9 protein-coding genes are annotated in these 16,079 nt (G+C 36.4%); 1 reads left to right on the top strand and 8 read right to left on the bottom strand.

What is annotated here, in order from left to right; genetic code table 11:
* Positions 1-49: 49 nt before the first annotated feature.
* The 8 genes from ACFSQS_RS04455 to ACFSQS_RS04420 all read right to left on the bottom strand — a co-directional run bounded on the left by ACFSQS_RS04455 (position 50) and on the right by ACFSQS_RS04420 (position 14,604).
* Positions 50-2,881 carry a metalloprotease gene (locus tag ACFSQS_RS04455; RefSeq protein ID WP_388014713.1) on the bottom strand — a complete coding sequence of 944 codons (2,832 nt, stop codon included), beginning with the start codon at positions 2,879-2,881 and terminating at the stop codon, positions 50-52.
* Between the two features lie 106 nt (positions 2,882-2,987).
* Positions 2,988-3,677, bottom strand: a complete 690-nt coding sequence (locus tag ACFSQS_RS04450; RefSeq protein WP_388014710.1) for an LOG family protein — start codon at positions 3,675-3,677, stop codon at positions 2,988-2,990.
* Between the two features lie 88 nt (positions 3,678-3,765).
* Positions 3,766-6,597 (bottom strand): excinuclease ABC subunit UvrA, encoded by a 2,832-nt coding sequence (uvrA, locus tag ACFSQS_RS04445; RefSeq protein ID WP_388014707.1) that lies wholly within the window; start codon positions 6,595-6,597, stop codon positions 3,766-3,768.
* A 111-nt stretch (positions 6,598-6,708) separates the two neighbouring features.
* Positions 6,709-8,040 (bottom strand): vanadium-dependent haloperoxidase, encoded by a 1,332-nt coding sequence (locus ACFSQS_RS04440; RefSeq protein WP_388014704.1) that lies wholly within the window; start codon positions 8,038-8,040, stop codon positions 6,709-6,711.
* Between the two features lie 12 nt (positions 8,041-8,052).
* Positions 8,053-11,316 carry a VCBS repeat-containing protein gene (locus ACFSQS_RS04435; RefSeq protein ID WP_388014701.1) on the bottom strand — a complete coding sequence of 1,088 codons (3,264 nt, stop codon included), beginning with the start codon at positions 11,314-11,316 and terminating at the stop codon, positions 8,053-8,055.
* A gap of 182 nt (positions 11,317-11,498) precedes the next feature.
* Positions 11,499-12,221, bottom strand: coding sequence for a hypothetical protein (locus ACFSQS_RS04430; RefSeq protein ID WP_388014698.1), 723 nt, complete (start codon positions 12,219-12,221; stop codon positions 11,499-11,501).
* An 86-nt stretch (positions 12,222-12,307) separates the two neighbouring features.
* Positions 12,308-14,011, bottom strand: coding sequence for a gamma-glutamyltransferase (gene ggt, locus ACFSQS_RS04425; protein WP_388014695.1), 1,704 nt, complete (start codon positions 14,009-14,011; stop codon positions 12,308-12,310).
* Positions 14,008-14,604 carry an acyl carrier protein phosphodiesterase gene (locus ACFSQS_RS04420; RefSeq protein WP_388014692.1) on the bottom strand — a complete coding sequence of 199 codons (597 nt, stop codon included), beginning with the start codon at positions 14,602-14,604 and terminating at the stop codon, positions 14,008-14,010. The genes ggt and ACFSQS_RS04420 overlap by 4 nt, the downstream gene beginning before the upstream one ends.
* Positions 14,605-14,685: 81 nt before the next feature.
* On the opposite strand from ACFSQS_RS04420, the gene glmM reads away from it, so the two are divergent.
* A complete protein-coding gene (gene glmM, locus ACFSQS_RS04415) occupies positions 14,686-16,074 on the top strand; it encodes a phosphoglucosamine mutase (protein WP_388014690.1) in 1,389 nt (462 codons plus the stop codon).
* The last annotated feature ends 5 nt before the right edge of the window (positions 16,075-16,079 follow it).

Below are 16,079 nucleotides of genomic sequence, written 5' to 3'. Positions count from 1 at the left end.
GTTTAATAAAACAACAGATTTAATGAAAATAGCTTAAAGGATTTGGGTTTTAATACCAGCGTCTTCTAAATAGCCCTAATAGCGATTGCGGATCTACGGTAAACTTGAATCTTATTTTTTGGTCGTAGTGAGGTTGCCCAATTTCCCAGCCCAAATTTGAATATATGGGGAAATAGATTTCAAAATAATCAGTTACCAGATTGATTCTAATACCCGAATCGTAAACAAATTTTGGGTTATCAAATTTATTTTTTACAAAGCCCATATCGCCGTATGCCAAAATGTATTTCCATAGTGTCGTGCTGGCGTTAAATGTGCTAATCCATTGGTTTGCAAATGGGGTTTTTAGTTTCGATTTAAAGCCGCCTTCTGCGGTTATGTACTGTTGGCTGAATATTCCGGTGGCTTCAGAACGCCCCAAGTAGTTGTAATCAAATAAATAATCGGTTGGCCTATCGAGTGCAAAGCTAAAATAATCTGAAGTGATATCGGTTCTGTTGCTTAAAAAGGCGCCGGTGTAAAATCTTAGGTTTAATTGCCTGTTGCTTTCAAATAGCTTTCTGTATTCGTAATTAAATGAAACTTTACTGAATGTTTTGGCTATTTGCAAGTCTGTGGACCACTTGCTAAAGTTTATTAGGTTGTCGTTAGAGTTTAAGTAGTTTACGTTAAATATGTTGTAGTTGGGCTCGTCTGCGTTTGTTATGTTGTTTAGGTCTTTGTCTCTGTGAATGTCTATATATCTTAACTTTAAGCGTTGGCGTTTGTTCGATCTAAAATCATTGTCATTTCTAAATAAAAATGTTAGCGATGGTATTATTTTTCTAACAAATAGATCTTCTGCAAAAGAGGTGTAGCTGCCTTGTATTCCGTAATTTATAGAATAAAGGTTGCTGTTTTGTAAATAGTGGGTTACTGATGCCGAAGCTGCACCGGTAAAGGATTTCGATTTTAAGGCGTATCGGGGTTGTATTTTATAATTAAACTGTTTTCTAAGCAGTGTGGTGTTGTAGGCTTTTATTCCAAAAGTAATGCCATCGTAAATGTTATTAAATTCGGCTAGTGGCATTAGGAATACTTGGTTGTAATTAGGGTCTTCAATATCTTTAAAAAGCCTGAATTGTAAGGGTTTGTTGTTAAAAAAGAAGCCTTTCAGCGATTTCCAGTTGTCTCTTAAATTCTGCTCTGGAATGATTTGTTCGTAATTTAAAACCAGCTTATTGCCATTGTTTCGTGGTATGGTAATCGTTTTGCTTTTTGTAACATTTTCTATCCAAGATTTAGAAATAATGCTGTCGTTGTTCAATGTGTATAAAGAAATAGGCATACTGTTATTTCTTTTGTTCTTTATGGTTAAGGTTATGGAGTCTTCTGTTTTTTTAACCTTTTTTATTTTAAAGTCTATTTTTTTTCTGGTGTTTATATAATCTTTAAAAAACCAATCGATATCTTTTTGTGTTTTTGTTTTTATATAAGCTTCAAAGGCTTTGGGCGATGTTTGCTTAAGTTTTGTTTGCTCTAAAAATGATTTTAGCGTGTTTTCTAAAATGCTGTCATTTATAAAATCATCTAAATATTTAAGGCCAACCGCAGCTTTGTACTTATTTGCTATGCTGGCATTAAATTTAAGCAGAGAGTCTTTGGCCATGGTTAAGGGCTGGTCTCTGTTGGTTCTTGCCATCGTCATAAACGCGAATATGTATTTATCGTTAAAAGACATGTTTGCAGCATGAAACGACCTAACGCCCCAAAAATCTGCTAGCGAACCAAGAAATTTCATGTTTGGGTAATGGGCTTCAACATAATTTATTAAATAATAAATTTGTATGCCATCAAACAGCCATTGGTCTTTTCTTGGGTTTATTAACAAGGTGCTTTCCAGGTAATTGTGCAGTGCGACTTTTAGAAGTTTTAATTCGTATTGAAAATGATTGGGGTAAAGTTTAATAAAACTGGGCAGAAAATTTAAGCCATAAATAGGGTCTTTATTGTAATCGATGTTGCTTAACACCAGTTTTTCGTGCGGATACTTGCCAAAGTTATTAAATAGGAATTTGGTTATTTTCTCGGTGATTAAAACCTTGTCTAAAACGTCCAGTTCTCCATTTTTTATATTCGATATTAATGATAAGCCTTGGGTTTGTATGGTTTCGAAATCTGAAACTTTACTTAAAAACAATTTACTGTCTATTCTGTTTTTTCCTTTTAGGGTAACGGTTTGTTTTTTAGTGCTTTGGGTTTTGTTACTTATATTTAATTCTGAAGTAATGGTATAACCTTTAGGACAGCTTATCTCTAAATTCAAGTCTGCTTTAGGGACAAATAAATCGTCTAAATTCTTATTGCTGTAATACTGCCATTTGCCATTGTAAACCGCAGGGGTTATGTACCAATATCGCAGGCTTAAATCTCCAGTTTCCGAAATGCCGTAACTTGTAAATTTATCTTTTGGTATTTGTACAATATATTCTAGATTAATGGTGTAGGTTTCATTGGGTTTTAAAGGTGTTTTTAAATCTACTTTTACAACATCCAATTGGTTTTTTAGCTGGCTAAAAACCAATGGTTGGTTGTTTTGCCTAATTGAGGTAATTACCGAGTAGCCCCTATCTTCGTTTTTTGCTAAATGGAATTGATTGTTGTACTCTTCGGCAAACCTAATGGCAAGTGGTGTTGTTTTTGTAGCGTAGCTATTGCTCCAATCGTTAAGGTAAATGCTTTGTAGTATATCTTTCGATGTGTTTTTATATTGAATGGTTTGCGATATGGTTATTTTTCTGTTCTCAATATCGAAATCAGCTTTTAGGTCAATTTTATTTTGACTAAAATTTATGATGCTGCTAAAGATAAATAGGATAGAAAAAAAAGGGCGTAACTTCAATTTAATTATAGCATTAATAAGGTTAACAATAATAATGGCTTTGCAATATAATACAATATCGTGTTTGGTTAATGTTAAAGCCTTTGTATTATAAAAGTTTTGCTTGTTAAAAATTAGGTTTTAAATCTGATTCTTTGTAAAAAGCATCTAAAATATCAATTACCTCTTCTTCGGTATCTACTAAATGAATTAAGTTTAAATCTTCAGCAGATATATTTCCAAATGTAATTAACAAGGTTTTTTTTATCCATTCTAAAAGGCCTTCCCAAAAATCTGTACCCACCAAAATAATGGGGAATTTTTCAATTTTATGGGTTTGTATAAGTGTAAGCGCTTCAAAAAGTTCATCTAAAGTGCCAAAGCCCCCAGGCATAACCACAAAACCTTGGGAGTATTTTACAAACATGACTTTGCGTACAAAAAAATAATCGAAATCCAAGCTTTTATCTGGGTCAATATACGGGTTGTCGTGCTGCTCGAAAGGCAGGTCTATATTTAGCCCAACAGAAGTGCCGCCTCCTAAATGCGCTCCTTTATTTCCTGCTTCCATAATGCCTGGGCCACCACCTGTAATAACACCGTAACCAGATTCTACAATACTTTTGGCAATACTTTCGGCTTGTTTGTAATACTTGTTGTCTGGTTTGGTTCTTGCTGACCCGAATATAGATACGCAAGGGCCTATTTTACTTAGTTTTTCGTAGCCATTAACAAACTCGCCCATAATTTTAAAAATAGCCCAAGAATCGTTTGTTTTAATCTCGTTCCAGCCTTTATGGTGTTTTTCTTTTCTCATTTTTTTGTAGTCTTTAGTTGGTAGTCTTTAGGTGTTGGTTTTGCATTTTTTTCAAGAGTCTAAAGTCTATCGACTATAGATTAGTAGGCTAATTTAACTCTTTTTTTAAAAATTTTGCGGTATGGCTTTTTTTGTGTTTTATAATGCCTTCTGGCGAGCCTTCGGCAATTATTTGTCCACCGCCTTTACCGCCTTCGTAACCTATGTCTATAACGTGGTCAACGGTTTTAATAACATCTAAATTGTGTTCAATAATCAACACCGTATTGCCTTTGTTTACAAGCTTGTTAAGTACAATCATAAGCACTCTAATGTCTTCAAAATGAAGTCCAGTAGTGGGTTCGTCTAAAATATAAAAAGTGTTTCCTGTGTCGCGTTTACTTAATTCGGTGGCGAGTTTTATACGTTGCGCCTCACCGCCAGAAAGTGTTGTGCTTTGTTGCCCCAAAGTAATGTAGCCTAAACCAACATCTTTAATGGTTTTGAGTTTTCTATTGATTTTAGGGATATGCTCGAAAAACTCTACCGCTTCGTTAATCGTCATGTTCAATACATCGCTAATCGATTTTCCTTTATAGCGAATTTCTAAGGTTTCACGATTGAAACGTTTGCCTTGGCAGGTTTCGCACTCGACATAAACATCGGGGAGAAAATTCATTTCTATAACGCGCAATCCGCCGCCTTTACAGGTTTCGCAGCGTCCGCCAGTAACGTTAAAACTAAATCGGCCCGCTTTATAACCGCGAATCATAGCCTCGGGGATTTTAGCATATAAGGCTCTAATTTCGCTAAAAGTGCCTGTATAGGTTACGGGGTTGCTTCGCGGTGTTCTCCCGATGGGCGATTGGTTAATGTCTATAACCTTATCAATATGTTCCAAGCCTTTTATGCTTTTATAAGGCATTGGTTTTTTAACACCATTAAAATAATGCGCGTTTAAAATTGGGTAGAGCGTTTCGTTTATTAACGTAGATTTTCCGCTGCCCGAAACCCCTGTAACACCAATCATTTTTCCTAAGGGGAATTTTACCGAAATGTTTTTTAAGTTATTTCCGGTGCAGCCTGTTAGCTCTAAAAATTTACCGTTTCCTTTACGGCGTTTTTTGGGGATTTCTATGGTTTTGTTGCCGTTTAAATAATCGGCGGTAAGTGTATCGTGTGTTTTTAGCTCATCAGGATTTCCAATGCTAATTATTTCGCCACCGTATTTCCCTGCTTTTGGGCCAATATCAATCACATAATCGGCACGTTCTATCATGTCTTTATCGTGCTCAACTACAATAACGGAGTTCCCAATATCTCGTAATGATACCAATGAATTGATAAGTTTTTCGTTGTCGCGCTGATGTAACCCAATACTGGGTTCGTCTAAAATATAAAGCACTCCAACCAGTTGAGAGCCTATTTGCGTTGCCAAACGAATGCGCTGTGCTTCGCCACCAGATAAGGATTTAGAGCTTCTATTTAGCGATAAATAATCTAACCCAACATCCAACAAAAATTGCAATCGCGATTTAATTTCCTTTACAACTTCTTCTGCTATTTTTAATTGTTTTTCTGAAAGGTGCTCGTGCAAGGTATTAAACCAATCGGCAAGTTCAGCAATATCGGTATTGGCAAGTTCTGCTATGTTTTTATTGTTTATTTTGAAATAAAGCGATTCTTTTTTTAATCGAGAGCCTTCGCAAACTGGACATTTAATTTTGTCCATATAGTCTTTTGCCCAACGTTTTAGCGACTGAGATTCGGCCGTTTTGTATTGGTTTTCAATAAAGTTTGCAACACCTTCAAAATCTATTTTGTAATTGCGGGTAACGCCCAAAGTTTTACTTTCAATAGAAAACTTTTCGTTGCCACCGTATAAAATCATCTGTTTGGCAGCTTTCGGAATATTTTTGTAAGCATCAGTTAATTTAAAATTGAAGCGTTGTGCAATGGTTTCAAATTGCTTAAAAATCCAAGAATTTTTTTCTGGGCCATGAGGCGCTAGTGCTCCATTTTTTATAGAAAGTGAATCGTCTGGAATAATTTTATTTTCATTTACTTGGTATAATTCCCCAATACCGTTACAGTTTGGGCAGGCGCCTTTTGGTGAGTTGAACGAGAAATTATTGGGTTCTGGATTTGGGTACGAAATTCCAGAAGAGGGGCACATTAAATTTCGGCTAAAGTAACGTGCTTCTTGTGTGTCTTGATCGATAACTAAAAGAACGTCTTCGCCGTGATACATAGCTGTATTAATGGTTTCGTTAAGACGTTTGTCGTTATCTGCAGAATCATCAATTACCAACCTATCGATAACAATCTCAATGTCGTGGGTTTTGTAACGGTCCAGTTTCATGCCCTTAACAATATCTCGAATTTCGCCATCGGTTCGTACTTTTACAAAACCCTGTTTGCCAATTTGCTCGAACAATTCGCGGTAATGCCCTTTACGAGACCTTATAACGGGGGCAAGTATATTAATACGCTTTCCGCTAAAATCACTTATAATAAGCTCTTTAATTTGCTGGTCGCTGTAGCTTATCATTTTGTCGCCTGTGTTGTAGCTATATGCATCACTGGCACGCGCAAAAAGTAAGCGCATAAAATCGTAAATCTCGGTAATAGTACCAACGGTAGAGCGTGGTGATTTGCTGGTTGTTTTTTGCTCGATGGCAATAACGGGAGAAAGTCCATCAATTTTATCGACATCGGGCCGTTCTAATCCGCCTAAAAATTGCCTCGCATAGGCCGAAAAGGTTTCTATGTACCTGCGTTGCCCTTCGGCATAAATGGTATCGAAGGCTAAAGATGATTTTCCGCTACCCGATAAACCGGTAATTACTACCAGTTTTTCGCGAGGAATAGACACATCAATATTTTTAAGATTATGAACGCGTGCGCCTTTTACTTCAATAAATTCTTCGAAATTAGTCATAGAAATGCAAAGTTGCAAAGATAAGGTTTTAGATGTTAAATTCTTGTGAAGTTTTATTCATAACACTAAGCTTTCAAAATAATTACTTGCAAAGAGGTAAAGTGAGCAATTCTAGTTTTCCATTAGTAACTGTTGGCTTACTAAATCGCCAATTTTTATACCCTGATTAATGCCCACTTCAACTGCGGCTCTGTAATGAATGCCACCATACATTCTGCTAATAGCTGCTTCTTTGGCGGCGGCATTAAACGATGTAAATGGGCGTACGGGCAAGCCATAGGCGGTTTCGGTATCGTCTAAAAAACTAAAATTATCACCAAAAATATTGGTTAATACTGTAGCGGCGGCTCCAGAAACTACTGAGTGTCCGCTGGTGTATTCCGGAAAAGGTGGCGTTTGTAATATGGGTTTCCAATCGGCATCAAAATATTTGTTTATAAGTGTTTCGGGCCTTACAAGGTTGCTACGGTATTTTTCGTCCCAACAACTTATAAAGGCATCGGCAATGGCGATGGCTGTTTTGGTGTATGCGAAAACGGTGCGGTTAAAATTGGCATTTTCGATTTTGCAAGCAATTTTTGTTATGCCAATCCAATGTGCGCCCGGAGTTATTTTTTTTACTGCAAACATTAAGTGCCCGCGTGTAACTGAAACATACGGATTGCAATCCCAAAATCGGGCAATTAGTATTTTTTCAGAGTTATCGCCTTCTTCGGTGATTTGGTTGCTAATGTCATAAACTTCTTTAAGCTCCTTGTAAAAATCTGAATCTTCGTTTATTGAAAATTCGGGCGGCAAAACAGGTTTAAATTGAGCTGATGAATCTATGGCAAACGGCCGGATTTTACCCCAATGTGGCTCAATTGCATCCATATAGGCAGGTGGCGTAGGTTGCCAACGTGCCTCATTTTCTGGTTCGATGGTAAATTTAGGCATGGTTCGCGTTTGGTTATAATTATCATCATTCATCCAGTTTACAATAAAATTTGAAACCTGAAGACCGTAATGTTTTGAAACTTCAAACTCTAATTTATTTTCAGATTCCCAAACTTGGTATAAGCTATCTCGATAAGTTTCAATAAGCTGTTCAGAAAAAATTAAATGTTTGCTCACATCAATATGGGCAATTAAAGCTGCTAATTGATAATTGATGTTTTTGGTTTTGGCTCTAGGAATGCTTTTTAAATGTGTTATTTGCCCTTTTAGTGAATTGTATGCGGAATCATTTTGCGCGATGATTTCATAAGCTGCAATATTTGGATAAGCAAAAATCCGGCTTGCAACCGGTGGAGAAAATATATCGTGCACCATAACTTCAACAACCTTATCAACCGATGCGTGAAAATGGTTGGGTGTTATAACAATTGGTTTTGAATTGTTTTGACAAGACACGACAAATAACCCTATTGAAATAAGTAAGAATGATACTTTATTTAATTTCATGTTTAAAAATATTTATTTTATGAGTTCGTAAACCTGAACTTTATCGTTGTTTATCGTTGTTAATAAATATGGTTTTTTATTGAAATGAATAATGCTCAGCTCTTTGATGGCTTTATCGCTAAAATCGAGTCCTATTTTGTTTCCTAAAACAATGTCAGTTTCATTTTTTATAAGAGCTCCGGGAAAAGAATCGAACTTACCGTGAAAAGGTGTAACCCCAAAATAGTTTCCTGCGGCCAAAACTTCATCTTTTCCATCGGAATCAAAATCGAAACTTAAAAAAGAGCTTATGGGCGACACTTGCAATTCGTTTTTAAAAGGTACAAAAGTAAAGTGGTTGTTTTCGTTTTTTAGGTAGCCCGATTTAAGCTCGTTAACTTCTAGTATGGTGGCTTTTTCAATGTTGTTTTTTCCTAAAATAGCTTCAATGGGCTGTCCTGCAAAGTCTTTGTACGATGTAAAAATTTTATGTAATTTAACAAGTTGGCTTGCCAATTCGTTTAAACCCAATAAGGGGTAATAAGCACCGTTTTTGTAGGTGCACACAATGGTTTCTGTGCGTCCGTTTCCGTCAAAATCGCCATAATACATGCGCATAGGGTAATCTGGCGAGGCTTTAAATTTCGAGTTGGTGCCCCAATTTCCCAAAAGGTAATCTGTATCGCCATCGTTATCAATATCAAAAGGTTCAATGTGTCGCCAAAGGCCTTTTAATTTTGAATCGATAAGCTGTTCTTCTGTAAAAACACCTTTGTTGTTTTTGAAGAATTTTGGGGCCATCCATTCGCCAACTAAAATCAAATCAACTAGCCCATCATTGTTAAAATCGCTCCATATAGCATCGGTAACCATACCTGTTTTTTGCAAAGCGTCATTTTTTACTATTGAAAAAGTGCCGTTTTCATTTTCTAGAATATAAGAATTCGGAATATTTCCAAAATCGCTAGATACGGCGTGGCTTCCTATAAAAAGATCTAAATCATTATCGTTATCAAAATCGTTTGCAATAATTACCGATGCATTTTCGTAAAACTCCGGAAAGGTTTCACTTTTAAAACCTTTGTTGTTTTGTATAAAATAACTATCGAGTAGCGGTTTGGTTTTGTTGGAAAAATCTGCGCCGCCAGAGCCAATAATTATATCGTTTTTAGCGTCGTTATTAAAATCTGCAATAAGTGCTTCTACATCTTCTTTTATAGAGTCGTTGGTAAAAATGTTTATTCTATTTTCTTTAAAAGTGGAATTGGTTTGAAAAAATATTTTTGATGCTTTTTGTTTCGATCCGCCAAAGTAAACATCATCTTTCCCGTCGTTATCCAAATCGCCAACAGCTACTGCTGGCCCACGATCTGAAACGCGGTAAGGGATAAGTTTTTGCCTGTTGAAATCGAGATATTTGTCTTCAACATGCGTAAAATCGATACCTAAGTTATTGTCTGTTTTTTTGAATAGCTTTTTTTGATTATTTAAAAGTGAGTTATAATCAAAGGGTTTTGTATTGCTTGGTTTTATGGTTAATGTTTGATTTAGCGCCACATTTTTTATAGTCTGGCTGGTTTTATTTGGCCATATTATTTTAAGAGAATCAATGTTTTGAATAGCACCAAAACCAAAATGCATGATGGGTTCTGATGAGGATTGAAAACCTCTTGCTGTGTACAATTCTTTATATTGGAGTTTACCTTGGTTATATGTAAAAACCTTGGTGCCAATACCATAATGGTTTGGGCTTTTGTAATCAAATTTTATTTTGAGATAACTGGTTTTGTTAGTTGTTTTATTATTGGTTTGGTTTATGTAAAGCGAAACTATATCGTTAATGTTACTAACCACAATATCTATATCACCATCGTTATCCAAATCGCCCAAAGCGGTTGCGCCAGAGACGAGTTTTTCGTTGGGCATCCATTGTTCGGAAACGTTTTCAAACTCTAAATTTTTACTGCCTTTAAACATGTAATTGCCCACTTTTCCGGAAGGCATCGCATCAAGTGATTCTTGATTCATCAATTTAGAATTGTTTATATTATTTTGAATTTTTTCGTTTGAAAAAAAGTTGGTAAAATCTAAATCATTGGGGCGTTTTAAAATGCCGTTGGTTACAAAAATATCTTGTTTGCCATCTTGATTGTAATCTGCAAAAAGGCAGCTCCAGCTCCAATCGGTCGCCGCAACACCGCTTAACAATGCGGTTTCCATGTAGTTTGAGTTTTGCTGATTGATGTGCAGCATGTTTCTTGTAAATTGGTAATGGTAACCAAACATGAGTTTGCGAACGTTTTGCGTTTGCACGTCATCATCTCCTTGCGAAGATTTTAAAACCACTTCGTCTTCGGGAAGCATATCCAACGACATAAGGTCTGGCCAACCATCGTGGTTTATATCGGCTACATCGTTGCCCATGGAAAACCTGCTGGCATGCCCAAAAAATTCTCTTAATTTTTCAGAGAAGGTGCCATCGCCATTGTTTAAATAATAGTAATCGTCTTCATAAAAATCGTTTCCAACATAAATATCTGGATAGGCATCTTGGTTAAAATCGGCAACGGCAACACCTAATCCGTAACCGCTAATACTGCCAATAATACCGGCTTTTTCGCTTACGTTGGTAAATTTTCCGCCATCATTTCGCAGTAATTTATCGCCTGTTTTATAATTTCTTTTTTGGCGTAAACTAACACCTTTGTAAGACTCATCAGTATGCACCGCGTGGTTTAAAAGGTAGAGGTCTAAATCGCCATCTAAATCGTAATCTAAAAAGGCTGCCGATGTACCAAAAGATTGAAAGTCTAGCTTGTATTGCGCGGCACTTTTGGTGAAGGTCTGGTTGCCATTGTTTATGTAAAGTTCGTTATGCCCAATAAAATTATTTAGGCCAACAACGGCACAAACGTAAATATCTAAAAGCCCGTCGCCATTAACATCGCCCATAATGGCACCTGTGTTCCAGGAGCTGTTTCCGCCAACTTGGGCTTTATCAGTAATGTCTTCAAATTGAAGATTTCCTTTATTTAGGTACAATTTATTTTTTACTTGGTTACCGGACAAGAAAATATCCGCAAGTCCATCGTTATTTATATCACCAATGGCAACGCCGCCACCGTTGTAAAAATAGATGTAGTCCAGTATGTTTAAAGCGTTTGTTTCTGTTATGGTGTTTTTAAAACCGAGTCCTGTTTCTTGAGGAGTTACGTTAACAAATAATAGGTCTTTTTTTTGATTGCAAGAAACTATTAGCAACCCAAGTAATATGATTATTAACTTGAAATTATTCATTTAAAAGATATTGATTTATTTTGAAATATTTTAAAATTTGAATAGCAAAACATCGTAGCGAATATACGTTTTTTGCATATATTTTTTAAGAGGAATGCGTTTGATTATTAAAAACTTGCTGTTTGTTAGTCGATGGTTTTTGCTGTAAAGATGCTATAAATGACAATTAAAACATATAATTGCTATTCCGTACCCTTAATAACGCCCATGTCAATACCAATAAAAAGTAGTTTATGAAACGTTGGCAATTGCGCACCGCTTTCGGTAGTAATCCAGTTGCTCCAAGTGGCCTCTAAACCATCAATAGGAAGTAAGGAGGTCCACATTTTAAAGCTTTTGGGTTTGCCCGCATCATCAAATAACCATAAATACGAATCGCCCGGTGTTGAGCCGCCAAATGTGTAGGTTACTAAAAGGGCTTCTTCGTTATTATTCAGTTTAACCAATCTGCGTTCAGCACCTTCATCAAATACTTTATAGGGGGCCACAAGCCAAAACGAATCGTTATTAAAAATTTTAATGGCTTCGTTTATCAAAGCTTCTGCCATTTCGCCATTTTTTTTAAAGCTGTGTACATATACTTTGCTTAGTGAATAGTCGTTTAGGTTAAGGCTAACACGGTATTCATCCCAAAACACATCGCAAACCCCTTCGTTTTTTTTCCATTCAAAATGATGTCTCTTATTAAAAGTCCACTCAATATAATTGGTGTTTTTGTAAGCTTCATAATCTAAAACCTCAAGCATTCTGTAAGCTAGTGCATCGGCCTTTTTACCTTGAATTCCCGTTGGAATCGCTTCGTTGTATTTAAAAAAGAGAAACCCGAATAAAATTATACTGGGCAGGGTAAAGAATATGATAACCCCTGTTGCTATTTTGATTATTTTTTTTGATTTGGATTTCACTATAATAGCCTTTGTTATCTAGCTTTTATGATAGATAATTAATGAGCTAAATTATTAAATATAAGGGACTAAGTGAAGGAAAAATGTTAAAAACCGACAGCCGTATCATCTCCTCGATAATCTGCGCCACCCTCTAACGTTTTGTCCTGTAAAACCATAATTCCATCGACTTTACCAATTACTGGTGAATCTTTTTCGTTAATGGAGTATCCGAGTTTTTCAAGCTGATTTACCAAATTAGCATCAAAAGCGTTAGGTTCCATTCTAATCTCGTCTGGCAACCATTGATGATGAAAACGTGGTGCGTTTACCGCTTCTTGCATCGTCATATCAAACTCGTGCACGTTTAAAATAGTTTGCAGCACCGATGTTATGATGGTAGAACCACCGGGAGTTCCCAAAGTCATAAATAATTCGCCATTTTTTTCAACAATAGTTGGTGTCATCGAGCTCAGCATGCGTTTTTGCGGTGCAATACTGTTTGCTTCGGCGCCAATGAGACCAAACATGTTTGGTTCTCCGGGTTTACTGCTAAAATCGTCCATTTCATTATTTAAGAAAAAACCAAGTTCAGAGCAATATAACTTTGAGCCATAACCAGCATTTATGGTTGTTGTGGCTGCAATGGCGTTACCAAATTGATCGATAATAGAGTAGTGGGTGGTTTCATCACTTTCAATAATTTTAATATTGCCGTGCGATACATCATTAGATTTTGTGGCTTTTTCAAACGAAAAATCATCCATTCTTTCGCTTAAATATACTGCATCAAATAGTGCGGCACTGGGTATGTTTACAAAATCCGGATCGCCTAAATAAAAACTTCTATCGGCATAGGCACGACGTTCGGCTTCGGTAATTACCTGAATGGTTTTAAGTGAGTTGTGCCCAAATTCATCTAACGGAAAAGGTTCTATCATTTTCATAATTTGTCCCAAACAAATACCACCGCTAGATGGTGGTGCCATAGATATAATTTTTAAATTGTCGTAACTAAAGTTTATGGGTGTGCGCCATTTGGCTTCGTAATTTGCTAAATCTTCTTCAGTAATTATACCACCGTTATCTTGAATAAATTTTGCTAATTTTTTGGCGGTTTCACCTTTGTAAAATTCATCTCTACCGTTTTCTAAAATACGTTCTAAAGTATTTGCTAAGGCGTTATATTTTATAGTGTCATTTTGTATCCATGGATTTTCTAAAAGAATGGAATCTTTGTTTGCTTTTCTAAAATATGGCTGAAAATGCTTAATCCTGCGTTCCTGTTTTTTGGTAACCACAACGCCTTTTCTTGCTAAGGCTATTACTGGTTTTAAAATAGCTTCAATGGGTAACGAACCTAGTTTTTTATGGACCTCGAACACACCTGCAACCGTTCCTGGTACACCAACTGCCATAGCGCCCAATGTGCTTTTTTCTGGGATTACATTACCGTTTTCGTCTAAATACATGTCTTTTGTAGCTGCTAACGGTGCTTTTTCGCGGTAATCAATACTACCAATTTCGCCATCGTTTTTTCTGTAAACCATAAAACCGCCACCCCCAATATTTCCAGCATAAGGGAAAGCTACGGCCAAAGCCAATTCGGTAGCTACCATGGCATCAAAGGCATTACCGCCTTTTTTAAGAATATCGCTGCCAATTTGCGAGGCTTCTACACGTGCCGAAACCACCATGGCTTTTTGGGTTATTAATCCTCTTTTTAAAGTTTTATCTGGTAATGATTGTTCTGATTTTTTACAAGAAATAATTATAAATAAAATTATAAATAAGGATATAAAATGTTTCATAAAGTAGTATTTAATTCTTTTAGTTTTTGTTTAGAAGATGCTATCAATTCATCAAAAAAAGAGGTAAATTCATTTTCAAAATCGTTGTAAAAGGCCTCGAGTTCAATTACGGCTTCATTCATTCCAGAACGGTTTTTTGTGCGCCTGTTCATACCTTCCAAAACCCTTTGAATACCTTCAATAGAGGCGTAATTAAGCAGCCAATTGTCAGCCATCATAAAGGGCATCATTTTTTGGATGCGGACTGGCAATATATGGTAATGTTCTTGCAACGAATCGTAAAACCTATTCGCAAACTCTTCCAAAGGAATATCTGAATAATGCCTCCAATTTTTTGCTAGAAAATGATCGTATAAAATATCGACAATAATACCCGAATAATGTCCGTATTTTTTGTGCAATCGTTTAGTGCTTTGTCGTACCGTCTTGTGCGCATCGGTAAACGTATCAATGTGCCTATGCAGCAAAATACCTACTTGAATAGCTTTGGCATAATTTTTATAACTTTTGCCCTTTATCCCATCGGCCATAAAGTTGCCAATGGTTACCAAGTCGTTTTCGCCCGAAAGATAAATATGCGCCAAATAATTCATTTTTGAAATTTACGAATTACGATTTAATAAATACAACTTTGTAATTGTATATTTGTAATTAACAATAATACAATTTAAGGAATGACACTAATAAAATCTATTTCAGGAATTCGAGGTACCATTGGCGGTCAAGTGGGCGATAATTTAACACCTATTGATGCGGTAAAGTTTGCATCGGCTTACGGTGTGTGGCTAAAACAACAGCGCAACAAAGAAAACTATCGTGTTGTGGTGGGCAGAGACGCACGTATTTCTGGAGAAATGATTCAGAATTTAGTAATGAATACCTTGGTTGGATTAGGCATCCATGTTATTGATTTAGGCTTATCCACCACACCAACCGTTGAAATTGCTGTACCCATGGAACATGCCGATGGCGGTATTATTTTAACAGCGAGCCACAACCCAAAACAATGGAATGCCTTAAAACTTTTAAATGAAAAAGGCGAGTTTTTAGATGCCGTTGAAGGGGCTAAAATCTTAGAAATTGCAGAAAGTGATACCATGGATTTTGCCGATGTTGATAGCTTAGGAAAAATAACAAAAAACGATGCTTATATCGATTTACATATTGATGAGGTTTTAAAGTTACCCTTGGTAAACGCAAAAGCCATAAAAGATGCTAAATTTAAAGTGGTTGTAGATGGGGTAAATTCTACGGGAGGTATTGCTATACCTTTGCTTTTAGAGCGATTGGGTGTAGAGCCCATTAAATTATTTTGCAATCCAACAGGGCATTTTCCGCACAACCCAGAACCTTTAAAAGAGCATTTGGGCGATTTATCAAAAAAAGTAGTTGAAGAACATGCTGATTTTGGCATTGTAGTCGATCCTGATGTGGACCGATTGGCCTTTATGGATGAAGCCGGAGACATGTTTGGTGAAGAATATACTTTGGTAGCCTGTGCCGATTACGTATTGAGTAAAACACCCGGAAATACAGTAAGCAATATGAGTTCTACCCGTGCATTACGAGACATTACAGAAAAACATGGGGGCACTTATGAAGCCAGCGCCGTTGGAGAAGTAAACGTGGTAAAACTAATGAAGAAAAATAAAGTGGTTATTGGTGGCGAAGGTAACGGTGGTATTATTTACCCAGATTCGCATTACGGGCGCGACGCTTTGGTTGGAGTGGCTTTGTTTTTGAGTTTATTGGCTGAAAAGAAAATGAGTGTAAGTGAGCTACGTAAAACCTATCCTAATTATTTTATGAGTAAAAAGAAGATACAATTAACACCAGGTTTGGATGTTGATGGTGTTTTAAAAACGATAGAAACCCGCTACCAAAACGAGCAATTAACTACCATTGATGGTGTAAAGATTGATTTTGCCCAAAGTTGGGCACACCTGCGCAAAAGCAATACCGAACCCATTATCAGGATTTATACCGAAGCAAAATCGCAAAAGGAAGCAGATGGTTTGGCAGATAAATTTATTGAGGAAATTAGTTACATAGCTAAGACTTAGTAACC

The sequence above is a fragment of the Gelatiniphilus marinus genome (assembly GCF_042684345.1).
Taxonomy (GTDB): domain Bacteria; phylum Bacteroidota; class Bacteroidia; order Flavobacteriales; family Flavobacteriaceae; genus Gelatiniphilus; species Gelatiniphilus marinus.
This window is presented reverse-complemented; position numbering and strand designations above follow the sequence as displayed.